This is a genomic window from Solibacillus sp. FSL W8-0372 (assembly GCF_037969735.1).
In the GTDB taxonomy this organism is placed as follows: domain Bacteria; phylum Bacillota; class Bacilli; order Bacillales_A; family Planococcaceae; genus Solibacillus; species Solibacillus faecavium.
Map to the genome: position 1 here is coordinate 3,407,566 of NZ_CP150204.1, position 15,390 is coordinate 3,422,955.

General features: G+C 37.5%; 13 protein-coding genes and 1 riboswitch. Of the genes, 3 read left to right on the plus strand and 10 right to left on the minus strand.

Going from position 1 to position 15,390, the window contains the following annotated elements:
• Window positions 1-25: 25 nt before the first annotated feature.
• The gene (thiT, locus tag MKY13_RS17520) at window positions 26-586 is read right to left on the minus strand and encodes an energy-coupled thiamine transporter ThiT (RefSeq protein WP_191700990.1); all 561 of its coding nucleotides are present in this window, start codon (window positions 584-586) and stop codon (window positions 26-28) included.
• Window positions 587-695: 109 nt separating this feature from the next.
• A riboswitch (TPP riboswitch) is annotated at window positions 696-804 on the minus strand.
• A gap of 118 nt (window positions 805-922) precedes the next feature.
• On the opposite strand from thiT, the gene MKY13_RS17525 reads away from it, so the two are divergent.
• Window positions 923-1,249 carry a DUF4870 domain-containing protein gene (locus MKY13_RS17525; protein WP_191700989.1) on the plus strand — a complete coding sequence of 109 codons (327 nt, stop codon included), beginning with the start codon at window positions 923-925 and terminating at the stop codon, window positions 1,247-1,249.
• A 69-nt stretch (window positions 1,250-1,318) separates the two neighbouring features.
• Entirely contained in the window at window positions 1,319-1,450 is a 132-nt protein-coding gene (locus MKY13_RS17530; protein WP_263617210.1) for a hypothetical protein, read from the plus strand.
• Window positions 1,451-1,506: 56 nt separating this feature from the next.
• Here MKY13_RS17530 and MKY13_RS17535 read toward each other — a convergent pair whose 3' ends face one another.
• From MKY13_RS17535 to nikC, 6 genes are all read right to left on the minus strand, one after another.
• Window positions 1,507-4,560 (minus strand): SMC family ATPase, encoded by a 3,054-nt coding sequence (locus MKY13_RS17535; RefSeq protein ID WP_339214167.1) that lies wholly within the window; start codon window positions 4,558-4,560, stop codon window positions 1,507-1,509.
• 2 nt (window positions 4,561-4,562) lie between these two features.
• On the minus strand, window positions 4,563-5,726 hold the full coding sequence (locus MKY13_RS17540; RefSeq protein ID WP_339214169.1) for an exonuclease SbcCD subunit D: 1,164 nt from the start codon (window positions 5,724-5,726) through the stop codon (window positions 4,563-4,565).
• Between the two features lie 100 nt (window positions 5,727-5,826).
• The gene (locus MKY13_RS17545) at window positions 5,827-6,840 is read right to left on the minus strand and encodes a dipeptide ABC transporter ATP-binding protein (RefSeq protein WP_339214171.1); all 1,014 of its coding nucleotides are present in this window, start codon (window positions 6,838-6,840) and stop codon (window positions 5,827-5,829) included.
• Window positions 6,812-7,849, minus strand: a complete 1,038-nt coding sequence (locus MKY13_RS17550) for an ABC transporter ATP-binding protein (RefSeq protein WP_339214173.1) — start codon at window positions 7,847-7,849, stop codon at window positions 6,812-6,814. The genes MKY13_RS17545 and MKY13_RS17550 overlap by 29 nt, the downstream gene beginning before the upstream one ends.
• 22 nt (window positions 7,850-7,871) lie before the next feature.
• Entirely contained in the window at window positions 7,872-8,825 is a 954-nt protein-coding gene (locus MKY13_RS17555) for an ABC transporter permease (RefSeq protein ID WP_191700985.1), read from the minus strand.
• Between the two features lie 15 nt (window positions 8,826-8,840).
• The gene (nikC, locus tag MKY13_RS17560; RefSeq protein WP_339216965.1) at window positions 8,841-9,701 is read right to left on the minus strand and encodes a nickel transporter permease; all 861 of its coding nucleotides are present in this window, start codon (window positions 9,699-9,701) and stop codon (window positions 8,841-8,843) included.
• Window positions 9,702-10,137: 436 nt separating this feature from the next.
• Between nikC and MKY13_RS17565 the strand changes: the two genes are divergently transcribed.
• Window positions 10,138-11,778: a glutathione ABC transporter substrate-binding protein gene (locus tag MKY13_RS17565; RefSeq protein ID WP_339214175.1), complete on the plus strand. Its 1,641-nt coding sequence runs from the start codon at window positions 10,138-10,140 to the stop codon at window positions 11,776-11,778.
• Window positions 11,779-11,830: 52 nt separating this feature from the next.
• Here the strand turns inward: MKY13_RS17565 and MKY13_RS17570 are convergent, their stop codons facing one another.
• Genes MKY13_RS17570 through MKY13_RS17580 form a run of 3 tightly spaced genes read right to left on the minus strand, consistent with a single transcriptional unit; the run spans window position 11,831 to window position 15,187 of the window.
• Window positions 11,831-12,697 carry an SGNH/GDSL hydrolase family protein gene (locus MKY13_RS17570; RefSeq protein WP_339214177.1) on the minus strand — a complete coding sequence of 289 codons (867 nt, stop codon included), beginning with the start codon at window positions 12,695-12,697 and terminating at the stop codon, window positions 11,831-11,833.
• 21 nt (window positions 12,698-12,718) lie between these two features.
• On the minus strand, window positions 12,719-13,948 hold the full coding sequence (locus MKY13_RS17575) for an aminopeptidase (RefSeq protein ID WP_191701035.1): 1,230 nt from the start codon (window positions 13,946-13,948) through the stop codon (window positions 12,719-12,721).
• A 6-nt stretch (window positions 13,949-13,954) separates the two neighbouring features.
• Window positions 13,955-15,187: a DEAD/DEAH box helicase gene (locus MKY13_RS17580; RefSeq protein ID WP_191700982.1), complete on the minus strand. Its 1,233-nt coding sequence runs from the start codon at window positions 15,185-15,187 to the stop codon at window positions 13,955-13,957.
• Window positions 15,188-15,390: the final 203 nt, after the last annotated feature.

Here is a 15,390-nt window from a genome sequence, read left to right on the forward strand (position 1 = left end):
CCTAGTTCTATTATAATAATTTAATTTATTGTACTTTTTGCAATAAACGTGGTGCAGACGTGAATAATAGGACGGCAATAATGGCTGTAATAATTGTTGCTGGCAGCATGTAGGAACCGTTGTAGAGAATTGAATATGTCCACACATTATCGTCGCCTGCAAATTCCTTAAAGAAGACCACTCCGGCAAGTAAGTGGCAAACAAATCGTAAAGCTCCACCTAATAACGTACCTATTATAATATAGAGTGCCATCTTTGTTTTATGAAGTGACTGTGTTGCTTGCAGTAAAGGCTTTCTTATAACTGCCGCTAAACCTACTACAGTAAAAGCGAGACCATAATCCAGAATTGCCTGAAGCCAGTGAACAATATACGCGCCAAACATCATTTGCATTATGCCGATCAGTAGACCTGTTGCAAGACCTGCTGTTACTCCCCAACGAATTGCCATTAAAATAATAGGAACCATTACAAAGCTGATCGAACCACCTTGCGCCCACATTTTAAATGATATTTGATCCAACACCAGTCCGACGGCAGCGAAAATCGCTATTTCCACCATCATTAATAATCTCTTTTTGTCCATAACAATGCTCCTTTCTTTTTCCGATGTAGCAGAAGTGAAGAAGGAATAGAACCATTTATAAAAAATAAAAAACGATACTCAGGACAAAAGCCTGACTATCGTTTAAACAGTCGGATTCTATCCACATCCCTACGCAAGTACTAACTTACAGGTTCAAAGAGTCAGTGCAATCACGTGCACAATCTCAGCCGACTTACTCGGCTCCCCTTGTGGTACATCTAAATAATTATTGTTTGAACAAACTTATTGTATCGAATAATTTTCCAACTTTCAACAAACGATTTTTTTGAAACTAAATTCCAGACAGAAGCGTATACAAACAAAGGAGTGAATGAAATGAATCAATCAAAAGGTTTGAGTGCTTTAAGCTATTTAAGCTTTTATTTTGCACCATCTATCTTGCCATTTATTATATATATAGTTTCAAAAGATGATTTTGTAAGGGCGCACTCCAAAAAGGCTTTTATAACACAGTTTATCCCGATTGCTTTTGGTATTTTGTATATTATTTACTTTTTCGTTTCACTTTTTTTAACGCATGAAACGTTGACTATGCAAGATTTCTTTGTCAGTTCACATTTTATTGCCATTGTAGTTTTAGTTATTATGTTTTCAATAGTAGGGATTTGGAATTTAGTGAAAGCTATTAAAGTTCTACGTTAATGTTTATGAAAGCTTCATAATTGGGTATATTTCTTATACGAAATGATATTCGTTAAGGAGTGAACACTTATGAAAATTAACAAACTTGTTAAAACAGCAATTAAGTATGGTCCAATACTTTATCCAATTATAAAGAAAATGATGGATAAAAAATCTACTCCACAACCCGTAACTACTACACGCCGAGCTACAAAACGCTAACGTAAAAAAGACATTTCACCCTATCATTCGAGTGAAATGTCTTTTTTTGAAAAATTTTATTTAATAATAATTTCCGTTTTACTATAGCCTTCTTTTAACTTTTGTACTTGTAAAATGGCCGGCATAGCTGCTTTAAGTTCGGCAACATGTGAAATTACCCCAATTAGTCGTCCTGTCTGCTGTAGGTCGATTAAAATATCGATAGCTCGGCGCAACGCCTCTTCATCCAATGTACCGAAGCCTTCATCGATGAACATCGTATCAATATGCACACTGCCTTGAACACTTTGGATAACATCCGCCATTCCTAATGCTAACGAAAGTGATGCATTGAACTTCTCACCGCCGGACAATGTTTTTACATCGCGTGTTTGCCCTGTATTACTATCATATACATCAATACTTAACCCGCTTTGAGCATTTCCTTCCTTGCGACCCGTTGACTTTAAAAAGTATTGACCATTTGATAACACTCGAAGTCTCTCATTTGCGGCATGTGTTACTTTTTCTAAATAGCCTATTTGCGCAAATCGCTCAAAAGAAATTTTCGCTTCATTTTGTCCACGAATTAAATCATAAACATGTTCAACTTGCATTAATTTTTCTTTATATTCTTCTATTTGTCGAGCTGATTTTTCAAGCTTCTCTAAAGTTTCCTCACACTGTAATGTGTAAGATTGAACTAACTTCATTTCTGAATATTGTGCTTCTACTTGCTCTGTAAGAAGCGTAATTTGTTGCTCGAAAGCTTTTAAATCCACCAATTCTTTTCCCTCTAGCATTTGTTGTTCTTCTGCAATTTGCACTGTTAAAGTATGAAAACTTTGCTTATAGTTATCTAAAGTTTCCTGAATTTGCTGTTGAACATGCAGTGGCAGTAGTGCTTGCTTATATGCTTCTAAATGGAAGCCTTCTTGTATGAGTACAGACTCAAATGAAGCTTGCGCTATTTTATTTTCCTGTTGTTTGTCAGTTAAATTGTTCATTGCATGATGATAATTAACTTCACAAGAATTTTCTTCTAATTGGATATTTTGCAATGCTTCCAACGCTTTTTGTATTGTACTTTTCAAATGACGATACTTTTGCTGGAGGCTCGTCAATGCTTCTGTAACTTGTTGAACAGTTGAAAATTGCGGCAGTAAAGACTTTTCACTTTGCTCAAGCTTCCCCTTCTCTTGTGCATATTGTTGATCAATTTCCGATACATATTGCTGCCCTTTTTCAATCCGACCTTGAAGCACTTCTTTGTTTTGCAATAGCTGTTCCAACTTTTTCTTTTCCGTTACTAGTTGCGTTTGTTGCTGTTTTTGCATCGATAATTGATTTGTCAAAATAGATAGTTGCTGCTCGTATTCGTGAAGAGATGAAGGTTCAATTTCCAGCTGTTGAAGTATCAACTGTTTTTCATTTAATGCAGCTTGTTCTACCTCTAATTTCGAACTTACTTGATAAAAGTTCTGCAGTGCATTGTCACTTTCACGGCGTAATGCGGTCAATTCATTATCGTCGACATCCATTGCTTCACTACTATGGATCGCTGGATGCTCTGTGCTTCCGCATACAGGACACGCTTCCCCATGTTGAAGAGACGTAGCGAGAAATGCAGCATGATTACTGCGAATCTGTTGTTCCAGCTTCTTTAATTTGTCCTGGGCATGTTTCGCAATTTGTTGTTTTTCAGCCAGTGTTTTCGTTAATACTGCTACGCTAGATTGGAACTTTAACGTTTCTTTCGCAAACTCAATTTTCTTAGTCAACATTGCTTGAGCTTCAAACGTTTCCTGATACGAAGCCACTTTTTCTTCCAGGGCATTTATAATTGTACGCTGCTCCTGTTGCTGTTCTTTTAATGCAATATCTTCTTTTTGAAGCTTTTCAAATAATTGTTTTGCGTTATTTTGGTTTCCCTCTATTTTTAAAACGGATTTCCGCTGATCATCTATCGATTGATAAATCGGTAATAGCTGTTCTAACTGTGAAATATTTTTTGAATACTCATCCAATAAAGGTTCATGTTGCTTTTGTTCTTCATAATATTTCAATGCATTTTGAAGCTGCAACTTTACCTGTTCATAATCCTTTTTTGCACGTTGTAATGCTACTTCTGCTTTTTCAAGCTGAAGCTTCACTTTCTCATGTTCACGCTCTATAGGTTCGATATGTGTTGCTTTTTTTGCAAGCTCAAGACGCTGTTTCTCGTTTTCCATAGTTTGTTCCTGCTGTAGGAGCTCTGCAAGTTTTGTTTTTCTTAATAAGTATTTTTCAATACGCTCATTTAATAGCTTTTGTTCACTATACGTTTCATTTAATTGCTGTAATTGTAATTTGGATTTCTCATATTCCGTTTTTAATGTTCTGCAATGTTCTTCATAATATTGCTGTTCCAATAATAAGGCTTGCTTTACTTGATATAGATTTATCACATCTTGATTTACCGCTGAAAATAGCTCTGATTCTCTATTAGGTAGGCGCGATAGAATTTCATGAATGGTATTGTCTTGCTGCATAATTGATTGATCATATAGCTTTTCGGCAGACTTTTTTTTCTCACGCAAAAGCTCGACCATTTTTGTAAATCGTTCTGTTTTGAATATTTTACGGAAGATTTCTTCTTTATGTTTCGATTCGGATGTCAATAGTTTCTGAAATTCTCCTTGTGGGAGCATCACAATCTGATTGAATTGAGATTGGGTTAAGCCAATCAGCTCTTCTATTTTCGCTTGAATTAGCTTTACTTGAAACTTTTCTACAGCCGGAACTTCAACGCCCCCAGTAATTTCAAAAAACTCCCGTTTCGCACTCGTTCCGTTATGACCAAATTTTCGCCAAATCCGATATAAACGTCCGCGCACTTCAAATTCAAGCTCGACTTCAGTATCAATCGTCTCATCGGCAAAATCACTACGTAAAAAAAGAGACTTTTCACGGTCTTCCCCACTGCCTGAATCATAAAGGGCAAATGTTATCGCATCAAAAATAGTCGTTTTTCCCGCTCCAGTAGCCCCTGAAACGACAAATATTCCATGCTCATGAAGTTTCGTAAAGTCGATAACTTCCTTTGTTTGATATGGTCCAAATGCTGTCATCGATAATTTAATAGGCTTCATCGTTACAGCACCTCCTGTAATTCTCGTTCATTATCGATCAGCTGCTGAAGAATGTCTGTATAAATTGCTTTAGTTTCCTCACTCAGAGGCTTACCAGTCATTTCTGTGTAAAACAGCTCAAACAATTCCGAATCATTCATTTGTACACGATTTAAAGTATCCGCCTGCTGCTCAAGCTTTTCATAAACGACCGTTCTTTCAATATGCAAAGCATTCGGATAAACAGTACGAACTAGTTCAGCAGCCCCTTTAACAAAACTTTCATCCTGCAACTTTACGAAAACGTAATCATCATTTTTATCATGTTGTAAAATATCATCAAGCAGTCCTGTAACAATGCGCATATCCCGAATCGGCGTCAGCAACTTTTTTTCCACAGCTACTGAGCCATCTTCTTTCAGGTCAACTATTAAAAAACCTTTTTTATGTGTTACTTCAGATTCGGAGTATTTTAGTGGTGATCCTGCATACTGAATTTTTTCATTTGCCACAAAATGCGCCTGATGTAAATGTCCCAGCGCTGTATAGCAAAATGGTTCAAACAATGCCGAGTCAATGCACTCTGTACCACCTATCGTCAATTTACGTTCTGAATCACTTGTATTTTGTTCGGGCATCCCATCTTTTGTAACAAAGGCATGTCCAACAATAATATTGCGTTTTTCCGGATCAACTGTTAACTTAATTTCTTCAATAATCCGTGCCATTGCCCCCTCATGGGTCGTAATCGATTCATCGCCAAAAATATTTCGTACAATTGAAGGCTCTGCAAAGGGAACTAAATAAAAATGTACTTCCCCATACTCATCATGCATAATAACCGGTTCAAAGTAACTTTCCAGGTGACCGACAATATGCAAGCCACTTGCTTTCATTAAATCACTACCAAAGTTTAAACGTGTAGCGCTATCATGATTTCCAGCAATTGCGACAATCGGTGTTTTTTCATCAATTAATATTTGTTTAAAAGTTTTATTTAAAAGCTGAATTGCATCAGTAGGTGGTACTGATCGGTCATATAAATCTCCCGCTATAATGACTACGTCTGGCTTTTCTGTTCTTATTTCTTCGATAAACTGTTCGATTACATATTGCTGATCTTCCGTCATCGATACACCTTGTACAAGCTTTCCTAAATGCCAATCTGCTGTATGAAATATCTTCATGAATAACGCCTCCTATCTTATTACTATAAGTGTACATGACTAAAATTAAAAAAACCACACTATACGAACGAATATTCGTATAGTGTGGTTATAATTATTATTAATAATTTGCTGTCATTTTTCCAGCTGAAATTTCTTCCATATAGTGACACGCAGCTTCATGTGTATCTTTCATAATGGCAGATGTACGTAAAACTGGCTCTTCCGTACGGCATTTATCTGTCGCAAATGGACAGCGTGTATGGAAGCGGCAACCTTGTGGCGGATCAATTGGTGACGGTACATCACCTTTCAATACGATTCGACTTTTCACTGCATCCGGATCTGGTACAGGAATTGCCGATAAAAGCGCTTTCGTATATGGATGTTGAGGGTTTTCAAACAAACTGTTTTTATCTGCAATCTCAACAATTTTTCCTAAGTACATTACGATAATACGGTCAGAAATATGACGTACTACCCCTAAGTCATGAGAGATGAATAAGTATGTTAATCCATATTCATCCTGTAATTCCTCTAATAAGTTCAATACTTGCGCTTGAATTGAAACGTCAAGTGCAGATACCGCTTCATCACAAATAATTAGCTTTGGGTCAACTGATAATGCACGGGCAATACCGATACGCTGACGTTGCCCCCCAGAGAATTCGTGGGGATAGCGGTCTGCTTGATATGGACGTAATCCAACCGTTTCAAGAAGTTGTTCAATCCGTGCACGGCGCTGGTCCGGCGGTAATACGTTTTGAATATGCATCGCTTCATTTAGGACGCTTGCAACCGTTTGACGTGGATTAATTGAAGCGTATGGATCTTGGAAAATGATTTGTAAATCCTTACGGAATTTACGCATTTCACCTTTAGGGATTTTTGTAATATCTATCCCTTGGAATACAACAGATCCATCTGTCGGCTCTTCCAAACGTAAAATTGCTCTACCTGTTGTAGATTTACCGCAACCAGATTCCCCTACGATACTTACAGTTTCCCCTTCATAAATCGTAAATGAAATATCATCTACTGCCTTTACGTGGTTGACGGTACGGCCTAAAAAACCACCTTTAATTGGGAAGTATTGCTTTAATCCCTCAACCTTTAACAGTTCTTTTTTCGCCATATAGCGTCACCTCCGATTCTCCATCCCACTCTTCTGAGTATATCCAGCAACGGATTTGCTCCGAATTGTCTGCCCCGGTGCTCAACAACTCCGGCTGTTTTTTATGGCAAAGCTCTGTCGCCGCTGGACAACGAGGAGCAAAACGACAACCGACCGGCATTTCATGTGGGCTCGGTACCATTCCTTTTATCGGAATTAGTTTTTCCTGGTCCACATCATGACGTGGTAATGAATTTAGTAAACCTAATGTATATGGATGCTTAGGATTTTTAAATAGTGTGCGAACATCTGAATATTCCACTACTTGCCCAGCGTACATTACCGCAACATAATCACATGTCTCGGCCACTACCCCTAAATCATGGGTAATCATAATTACAGACATTCCTAAGCGATTTTGTAAATCTTTAATTAGCTCTAAAATTTGCGCTTGAATTGTTACATCGAGCGCTGTTGTTGGCTCATCCGCAATTAAAATTTCCGGATCGCATGCTAATGCCATCGCAATCATTACACGCTGACGCATCCCGCCTGATAGTTCGTGTGGATATTGCTTTACACGCTTTTCAGGTGATGGTATACCAACCAGTTTCAACATTTCCACTGACTGGGCCATCGCTTCTTTATTACCTAGCTTTTTATGGATTTTGATTGTTTCACTAATTTGTTGTCCCACTGTATAAACTGGATTTAACGATGTCATAGGCTCTTGGAAAATCATCGAAATCTGATTTCCTCGAATTTCACGCATTTCTTTTTCCGACAGTTTCAGTAAGTCTTTACCTTTGAAAAGTACTTCACCGCCCTTTGTTTTACCATTTGATGCTAGTAATCGTAAAATCGAAAGAGATGTAATACTTTTCCCGGAACCGGATTCCCCTACAATCCCAATAGTTTTCCCTTTTGGAACAGTAAAGCTTACACCATCAACTGCACGGACTTCTCCAGCGTCCGTACCAAATGATGTTTGTAGATTATTTACAACTAAAATACTTTCCATTTCATTCATATGCCACACCTCTTTTCGTTTATTAGTTTAAGTCAATTCGTTTGTTCAAGAATTTATATGAAATATCTACTAGCAGGTTTACAATTACGAATAAAAGTGAAATTACGAGTACAGTCCCTTGAACGATTGGGAAATCCCTTTGCCTAATTGCATCTATTGTTAAACGGCCCATACCATTAATAGCGAAAATTGTTTCTGTTAACACTGCTCCACCTAGGAATCCACCAAACTCTAATCCAATAATTGTTACGACTGGAATAAGTGCATTTTTAAGTGCATGACGGTAAATCACGATTCGTTCGGATACCCCTTTTGCACGAGCAGTACGAATATAATCTTGTCCAATAACTTCAAGCATTGATGAACGAGTCATACGTGCAATAATTGCGGCGCCACCTGTACCGAGTGTAATAACCGGTAGAATAATTTGTCGCCATGAGTCACCCCATCCGGATGGTCTCATTTTCAGAATTTCCGGTAAATCCCATCCAAATGGTAAATTACCCAATGCAAACCATTGTATTAACAATAACCCTAACCAGAAATTTGGCATTGATAAACCAAATAACGCAATAAGCATAATTGAAACGTCAGTTAATGTATAGTGACGTACAGCAGAAATAATACCTGCAATTAAACCTAAAAACACAGCGACTATTGTTGCATAAACAGCTACTTCCACCGTAATCCAAAATCTCGCCTGTATTTCATCCATTACAGGGCGACCACTACGAATTGAATTACCTAAATCGCCTTGCAGTGCATTCCCTAAAAATCGACCATACTGTACATATGCAGGGTCATTTAACCCTAATTTTTCACGTATATTTTCTACCGTTTGTTCAGATGCACCTTCCCCTGCCATTACTTGAGCAGGATCACCAGGAATTAGGAACATCAATGAGAATACTAAAATAGAAACCCCTAACAATACGGGAATCGTTTGTAATAAACGACGGATAATATATTTAGTCATTTACTGTTCCACCTCCTATTGTTTCATCTTTGGATCAAGTGCATCACGTAACCCATCACCAAAAATATTAAATGCCAATACTACGACAACAATCATCATGCCAGGAATTAAAACCATATGTCCTGCATTATGCATATACGTACGGCCATCACTCAACATCGCTCCCCATTCCGCTGCTGGCGGCTGAGCGCCTAAACCTAAAAATGCTAAACCGGAGGCTGTTAAAATTGCCGTTGCAATACGCATAGTTGCTTGAACGATAATTGGTGACATAATATTCGGTAAAATATGTCTAAAGATAATTCGTATATCCGATGCCCCGAGTGCTCTTACTGCATCAATATATTCGAGGTTTTTTACTTGTAACGTTGAACCACGTACGATACGTGCGAATGCGGGTATGGAGAATATACCGACCGCAATAATAACGTTTATTAAGCTACCGCCTAATACAGAAACGATTGCTAAAGCTAGTAATATACCAGGAAACGCCAACAGGATATCCATAAGACGCATCGTTATCGTATCAATTGCACCGCCATAATATCCGGATACAATCCCTAATACTACCCCAATTATACCTCCAATAAATACTGATAAAAATCCAACTGTTAATGTTAGCTTTGTTCCATTAACAATACGTGAGAAAATATCACGACCGAAGTTATCTGTACCAAACCAATGTTCCTTTGAAGGTGGCTGAAGTTTGTTTAAAATATTTTGTGCATTCGGATCGGTCTTAACTAAAAATGGACCGAATATCCCTACTAAAATGATAAAAAGAATTACTATTCCACCAACAACAGCTGCTTTGTTTTTTAATAAACGCTTCATAAACGTTTTAAAAGCTTCCGAACGTGGATTACTTTTTTTCATTGTAGAAGGATTTTTCTCTGTTTGTACCGTACTCAATATAAATCATCCTTTCAAATTTTTAATTCCTTCTATAAATTCTAAATAGTTAGTATAATTAATAGTATATAGAGTAAAAAGTATACATTTCAACATAATAATGTTTTAATAAAATTCTGAATATTTTATTATTTTTATATTTTTTAATATTTTGATTATATTAACATAGTATACTTTTTTACTGCAAATTATGTCTCACACTTACAGCCATAAGAACTACTTCATTTTTCTGAATTGTTTTTCATTATGATGAAATACTATAATGTTCCTATTTTTTCTCCTTTAACTATTTTTTATCTTTTTTGTATATTGATGCTTTGTACTCATATGTGCTATTCTATTTAAAGAAATTACATTTTTGTAATATTCTAAAATAACATTAAATGGGGGGACTTCCAACATGTCATTTTCTAAAAAGTCGCTTTGGATGCTACTTCTTACATTTACACTTGCTCTTGTGTTAGCTGCATGTGCTGGTGGAGATGATTCAGAAGATACATCAAAAAGCGAGGACACTGGAACTGAAACAAATATAGACTCTGGTACTACAGATGAAGCAGCGGCTGGCGGTGACTTAATTATCGCTGAGTTATCAGATGCGAGTTCATTAGATCCACATGGTTCAAATGACGTACCATCATCTAACGTACAATCAAACCTTTACGAAACTTTAGTAAATCGTGACGCAAACGGGGAATTAGTTCCTGGTTTAGCAGATTCTTGGAATCAAGTTGACGATTTAACTTGGGAATTTAAGCTTAAGCAAGGTGTTACTTTCCATGACGGTGAAGCATTTAACGCAGAAGCTGTAAAAGCTTCATTCGATCGTTTATTAGATCCTGAAGTTGGATCTCCACGTGCTTTCTTATTCGAAATGGTAACAGAAGTAAAAGTAGTAGATGAATCTACTGTTCAATTTATAACTGAATACCCATTCTCACCATTACTTGCCCACTTAACGCATAATGGTGGTAGTATTATTTCACCTAAATCGATTGAAGAAGATTACGCTGCAATGGAAGCTGATTCATCAGTTAAAGCTGGTTCTGTAATCGGAACAAACCCGGTTGGTACTGGTCCATTCAAATTTGAGAGCTGGACTCCTGGTACTGAAATTAAATTAGTTAAGTTCGCAGAATACGCTGGCACTCCAGTACACATTGATTCTGTAACATTTAAAGTAGTACCAGAAAGTGCTACTCGTGTTGCGGAAATACAATCAGGTTATGCACACATCATTGGTGCAGTTGAGCCTGGTCAAGTAGCAAATGTTAATAGTTTTGATGGCGCTTCTGTATTGGAAACAGCTTCTTCATCTTTAACATACCTTGGTTTCAATACTGAAAAAGAACCTTTCAACGATCCAAAAGTACGTCAAGCAATTTCTAAAGCAATTGATCGCCCGACTTTAATTGAAGGTATTTATGAAGGCTATGGTATTCCTGCGATTTCACCTTTAGCTCCTGGTATTTTCGGATACACAGAAGATGTGACTTCTATGGCTTATAACATGGACGAAGCTAAAGCATTACTTGAAGAAGCAGGCTATGCGGACGGCTTTAAAACGACAATTTGGACGAATGATAACCCTGCTCGTCAACAAGTTGCAATTGTTTTACAAGAAAACTTGAAGCAATTAAACATTCAAGCTGAAATCGAAGTAATGGAATTCGGTTCATACTTGGAAAAAACAGCTGCTGGTGAGCATGACATGTTCATTTTAGGCTGGTCTAACCCTACTGGTGATGCGGATTACGGTCTATATGCATTATTCCACTCTTCACAACATGGTGACCCAGGTAACCGTTCATTCTACTCAAGCGATAAAGTGGATGAGTTATTAGAAAAAGGTCGTCGCGAAGCAGACCCAGCTGCACGTGAAGCAATTTATAAAGAAGCATTACAATTAATTTCTGACGAATCTCCAATGGCATTCGTATTACACCCATATACTTTAACAGGTGTATCGGATAAAGTTTCTGGCTTCAACGTAGGTACAGACAGTATCTATCAATTACGTGAAGTTAAAATTAGCGAGTAATTGATACTAAAAAAGCATTCCTACAAGATTTTCTTGTTGGAATGCTTTTTATTTATACATATATAGGTTTTGGTATATCTGGATGATGCTGGGCAATAAATTGCTCTTCCTGTACAGCTAATTCATTTTCCTGCATCTGCAACATTTCTTCAAATGTTTTTGGATTTGGCGCAGGCAATGCGTCTATAGGTAACAAAAGTACATTATTTCCACTATATTTCTTTAGCATTTCATTAGCCATAATACGATAGCCAAGCTGGTTCGGATGAATATCTTGAATGCTTGGTAAATAATCCGCTTGCCCTAAATTAAAAGCTTCAAACACATCAACAAAAACATGCCCCGCCTTCTCGGTCTCCTGCTTTAATATTTTATTTAATAACTTTACTGCTTTTTCTGCACCTTGTTTTTGCTCCTCATGAAGGCTTACATAAGGAAAATAATAACCTAGTACATAAATTTCAGCGTTCGGTGCTTTTTCTTTAGATAATGAAAGGAGTTCCTTCATTTGAATCCGCACTTCATTTAATGCAAAGTCCGCACTGAGCTGGGAAAAGGCAATAGTACCTTGTTCCGGATTATGCTCTATAAGAGGGAGTAAATTATTGGCCCCCGCAGAAATAGTAATCAATGTCGCCTCATTTAGTAACTGTGCTGCTTCATCAGATTGAACTGTTTCAATGACATTTTGAACACGATACCCCGGAAAAGTAAGCTCTTTTGAAAAATGAGCAAGTTTTCCATTGCGCATGAGCTGTAAAGCAATAAAATCCGTATAACCTGCATCAATCTCACTGTATGGCGTTTGTCCTGCTGCTAATGAATCTCCAAGCGCTATATACACTTCCCGTTCATCGGCGAATGTTGCAGTTGGAAATAAGACGACACAAAAAATAATGCTAAGTATTATTTTCCGCATTTACTCACCCCACTTCTATAATTAGAATGCCCAGTTTCCTTTTCTGAAGATCGGTTCTTTTGAGCCATCCGCTAAAATACCGTCTATATCCATTTCAGCGCTTCCGATCATAAAATCTTCATGTGTAATCGATGTATTAATACCTAACGATTCTAGCTGACCTTTTTCTAGTTCCTTGCCACCTTCATAACAAGTCGGATATGCTTCACCAATCGCTAAATGATTTGATGCATTTTCATCAAATAATGTGTTGTAATATAAAATATTAGATGCCGAAATTGGTGATTCATGCGGTACTAATGCGACTTCACCTAAATAAGTTGAACCCTCATCTGAAGCGATAAGCTGCTGCAGTAATTTCTCACCTACTTTTGCCTCAGCGCTCACAATTTTTCCTTTTTCAAAAGTAAGCTTAAATTCATCAATAATATTTCCTTTATATACAAGTGGTTTTGTATTAGATACGCATCCATCTACACCATACTTTGCAGGTAATGTAAATACTTCTTCTGTCGGCATATTCGCAATAAATGTTGTACCGCTCGGAGATTGACTACTACCGCTTTTCCATAAATGCTTTTCAGGTAATTCAATTGTTAAGTCTGTACCTGGTGCCACGTAGTGTAATTTTGCATATTTCTTAGCATTAAGCTGAGCTGCACGTGCATGTAAAGTTTCAATATGATTTTTCCAGTTTTCAACCGCATTACCTTCACCGATACGCACCGTTTTAAAGATTGCTTCCCATAATGCCGGTACTTGTTCTTGCTCAGCTAAATCAGGGAAGACTTTAGCCGCCCATTTTGGAGAAGGGACTGCAATAATTGACCATGCGATATCATCATTCATTACCGCTTTACGATAATTTACAAGCGCTGCACCTGCTGCCTTCTGCTGAGCACCTATTTTCTCGGAATCAATGCCCGCCAGTAAATCAGGATTTTCCGCATCAATCCAAAGAAGTGCGCCTTTACGCTCGATTAATTCTTCGCGTTGTGCAACGACCCATTTTGGAAAATTGGCTGTTTCTTCTACAGTAACATTTTCATAATAGGCACGTTCAAAGCTTGCATCTGTTAAATTTACATGGACACGACTTGCGCCTGCCTCATACGCTTTTTTTACCACAATCCGTGTAAAATCCAACGTATCTGTTGAAGTATTAATTAATAAGTATTGTCCTTTTTGAACATTTACTCCGATACGAACAGCTAAATCTGCATATTGCTCTAACTTCTCTTGGAATGTCATCAATTGTTATTTCTCCTTTTTCTTACTGAAAGTCATGCCTTTTTTATTAGATTTTGGTTGATAAGGCTTTTTCTCTGTTGCTTTCTTTACTGGTGGAGCCGCTTTTGACGAAACTGTTTTGGCATTCCCCTCCATAAGCTGCCCTTGAGTCCAAACTTTTTGAACACCTTTTAATGAAAGATCACGCAACCATTTTTTGAAAGTCTTTTCATCTTTATAAGATAATAATGTTAATACTTCTCCGTCTGCTCCTGCACGTCCTGTACGTCCCGAACGATGTGTGTACTGCTCAATTGTACGAGGAACATCGACATGAATAACATGTGTTAAACCTGAAATATCTAAACCTCGCGCTGCAATATCTGTTGCAATTAAAATACGCGCTTCCCCTTTTCTGAAAGCATCCAACGCTTTTTTACGTTCATCTTTTTTCATATCTGAATGTAGTGCTACGATTGGTGCATCGCGGTACTCCAACTTGTTTTGTTTCATTAGTACTTGGTCAATATTATTAACGAATGCCAAACCGCGCAATCCTTCAATATTTGCAAGACGACGAAGCATCTCTGTTTTATCTCGTTCCTCTACTTTTACAAAGGAGTGTTCTACTTTACCGAACTTCACCATATCTTCAGGCTTAATCTCAATGCTGATTGGCTCGAACATTAAACGTTCTGCTACAAGCTTTATTTCTTCTGTAATCGTTGCAGATACTACAACGACTTGACGACCGAATGCGGCATTTTCAATAAATGATTTTACAACTACTCGGTATTCGCGACTTAGTAACTGATCGCATTCATCCAAAACAATTGTTTCTATTTCTCTAAGCTTTAGTTTCCCTTGGCGAGCCAATTCATTTAAGCGACCTGGTGTTCCGACAACAATCGTTGGCTTTTTCTTTAATTTTTCGATTTGGCGTGCCGAGTTCGCACCACCGATTAGTTGCTGCACAGTAATATCCGTTCCTACTGTCCAATCACGGATAACTTCAACAATTTGCATTGCAAGCTCTTGTGACGGTGCAACGATTAATGCTTGGGTCTGTTTCTTTTTACCGTCTACTTTATTTAGAATCGGTAATGTGTAGGCTAATGTTTTTCCTGAGCCGGTCGGGGATTCTGCTACGATATCTTTCCCTTCAACCATCGCTGGAATCATTTCATCCTGAATTTTCATTGTCGTTTCAAACGACCATTTATTTTGAAGTGTTTCATTTAATAAACTAATTGCTGACATATTGTTTTACCACCTTTTATTCGTTGGCTTTAGTGTACCATATTCCGCAATTAATGCGTAAAATTTGGCGGAGTGTCCTTTGGTTGTTTACAGCAAAAAAAGTAAGGTTTGTGTCAAATTAAAACGTTTTGAATTTTTTGTAGTAGAGTGCAAATAAAAAAAACTATTTCAGTAAGCTTTCCTTTAGAAACTTGAGGCAAAAA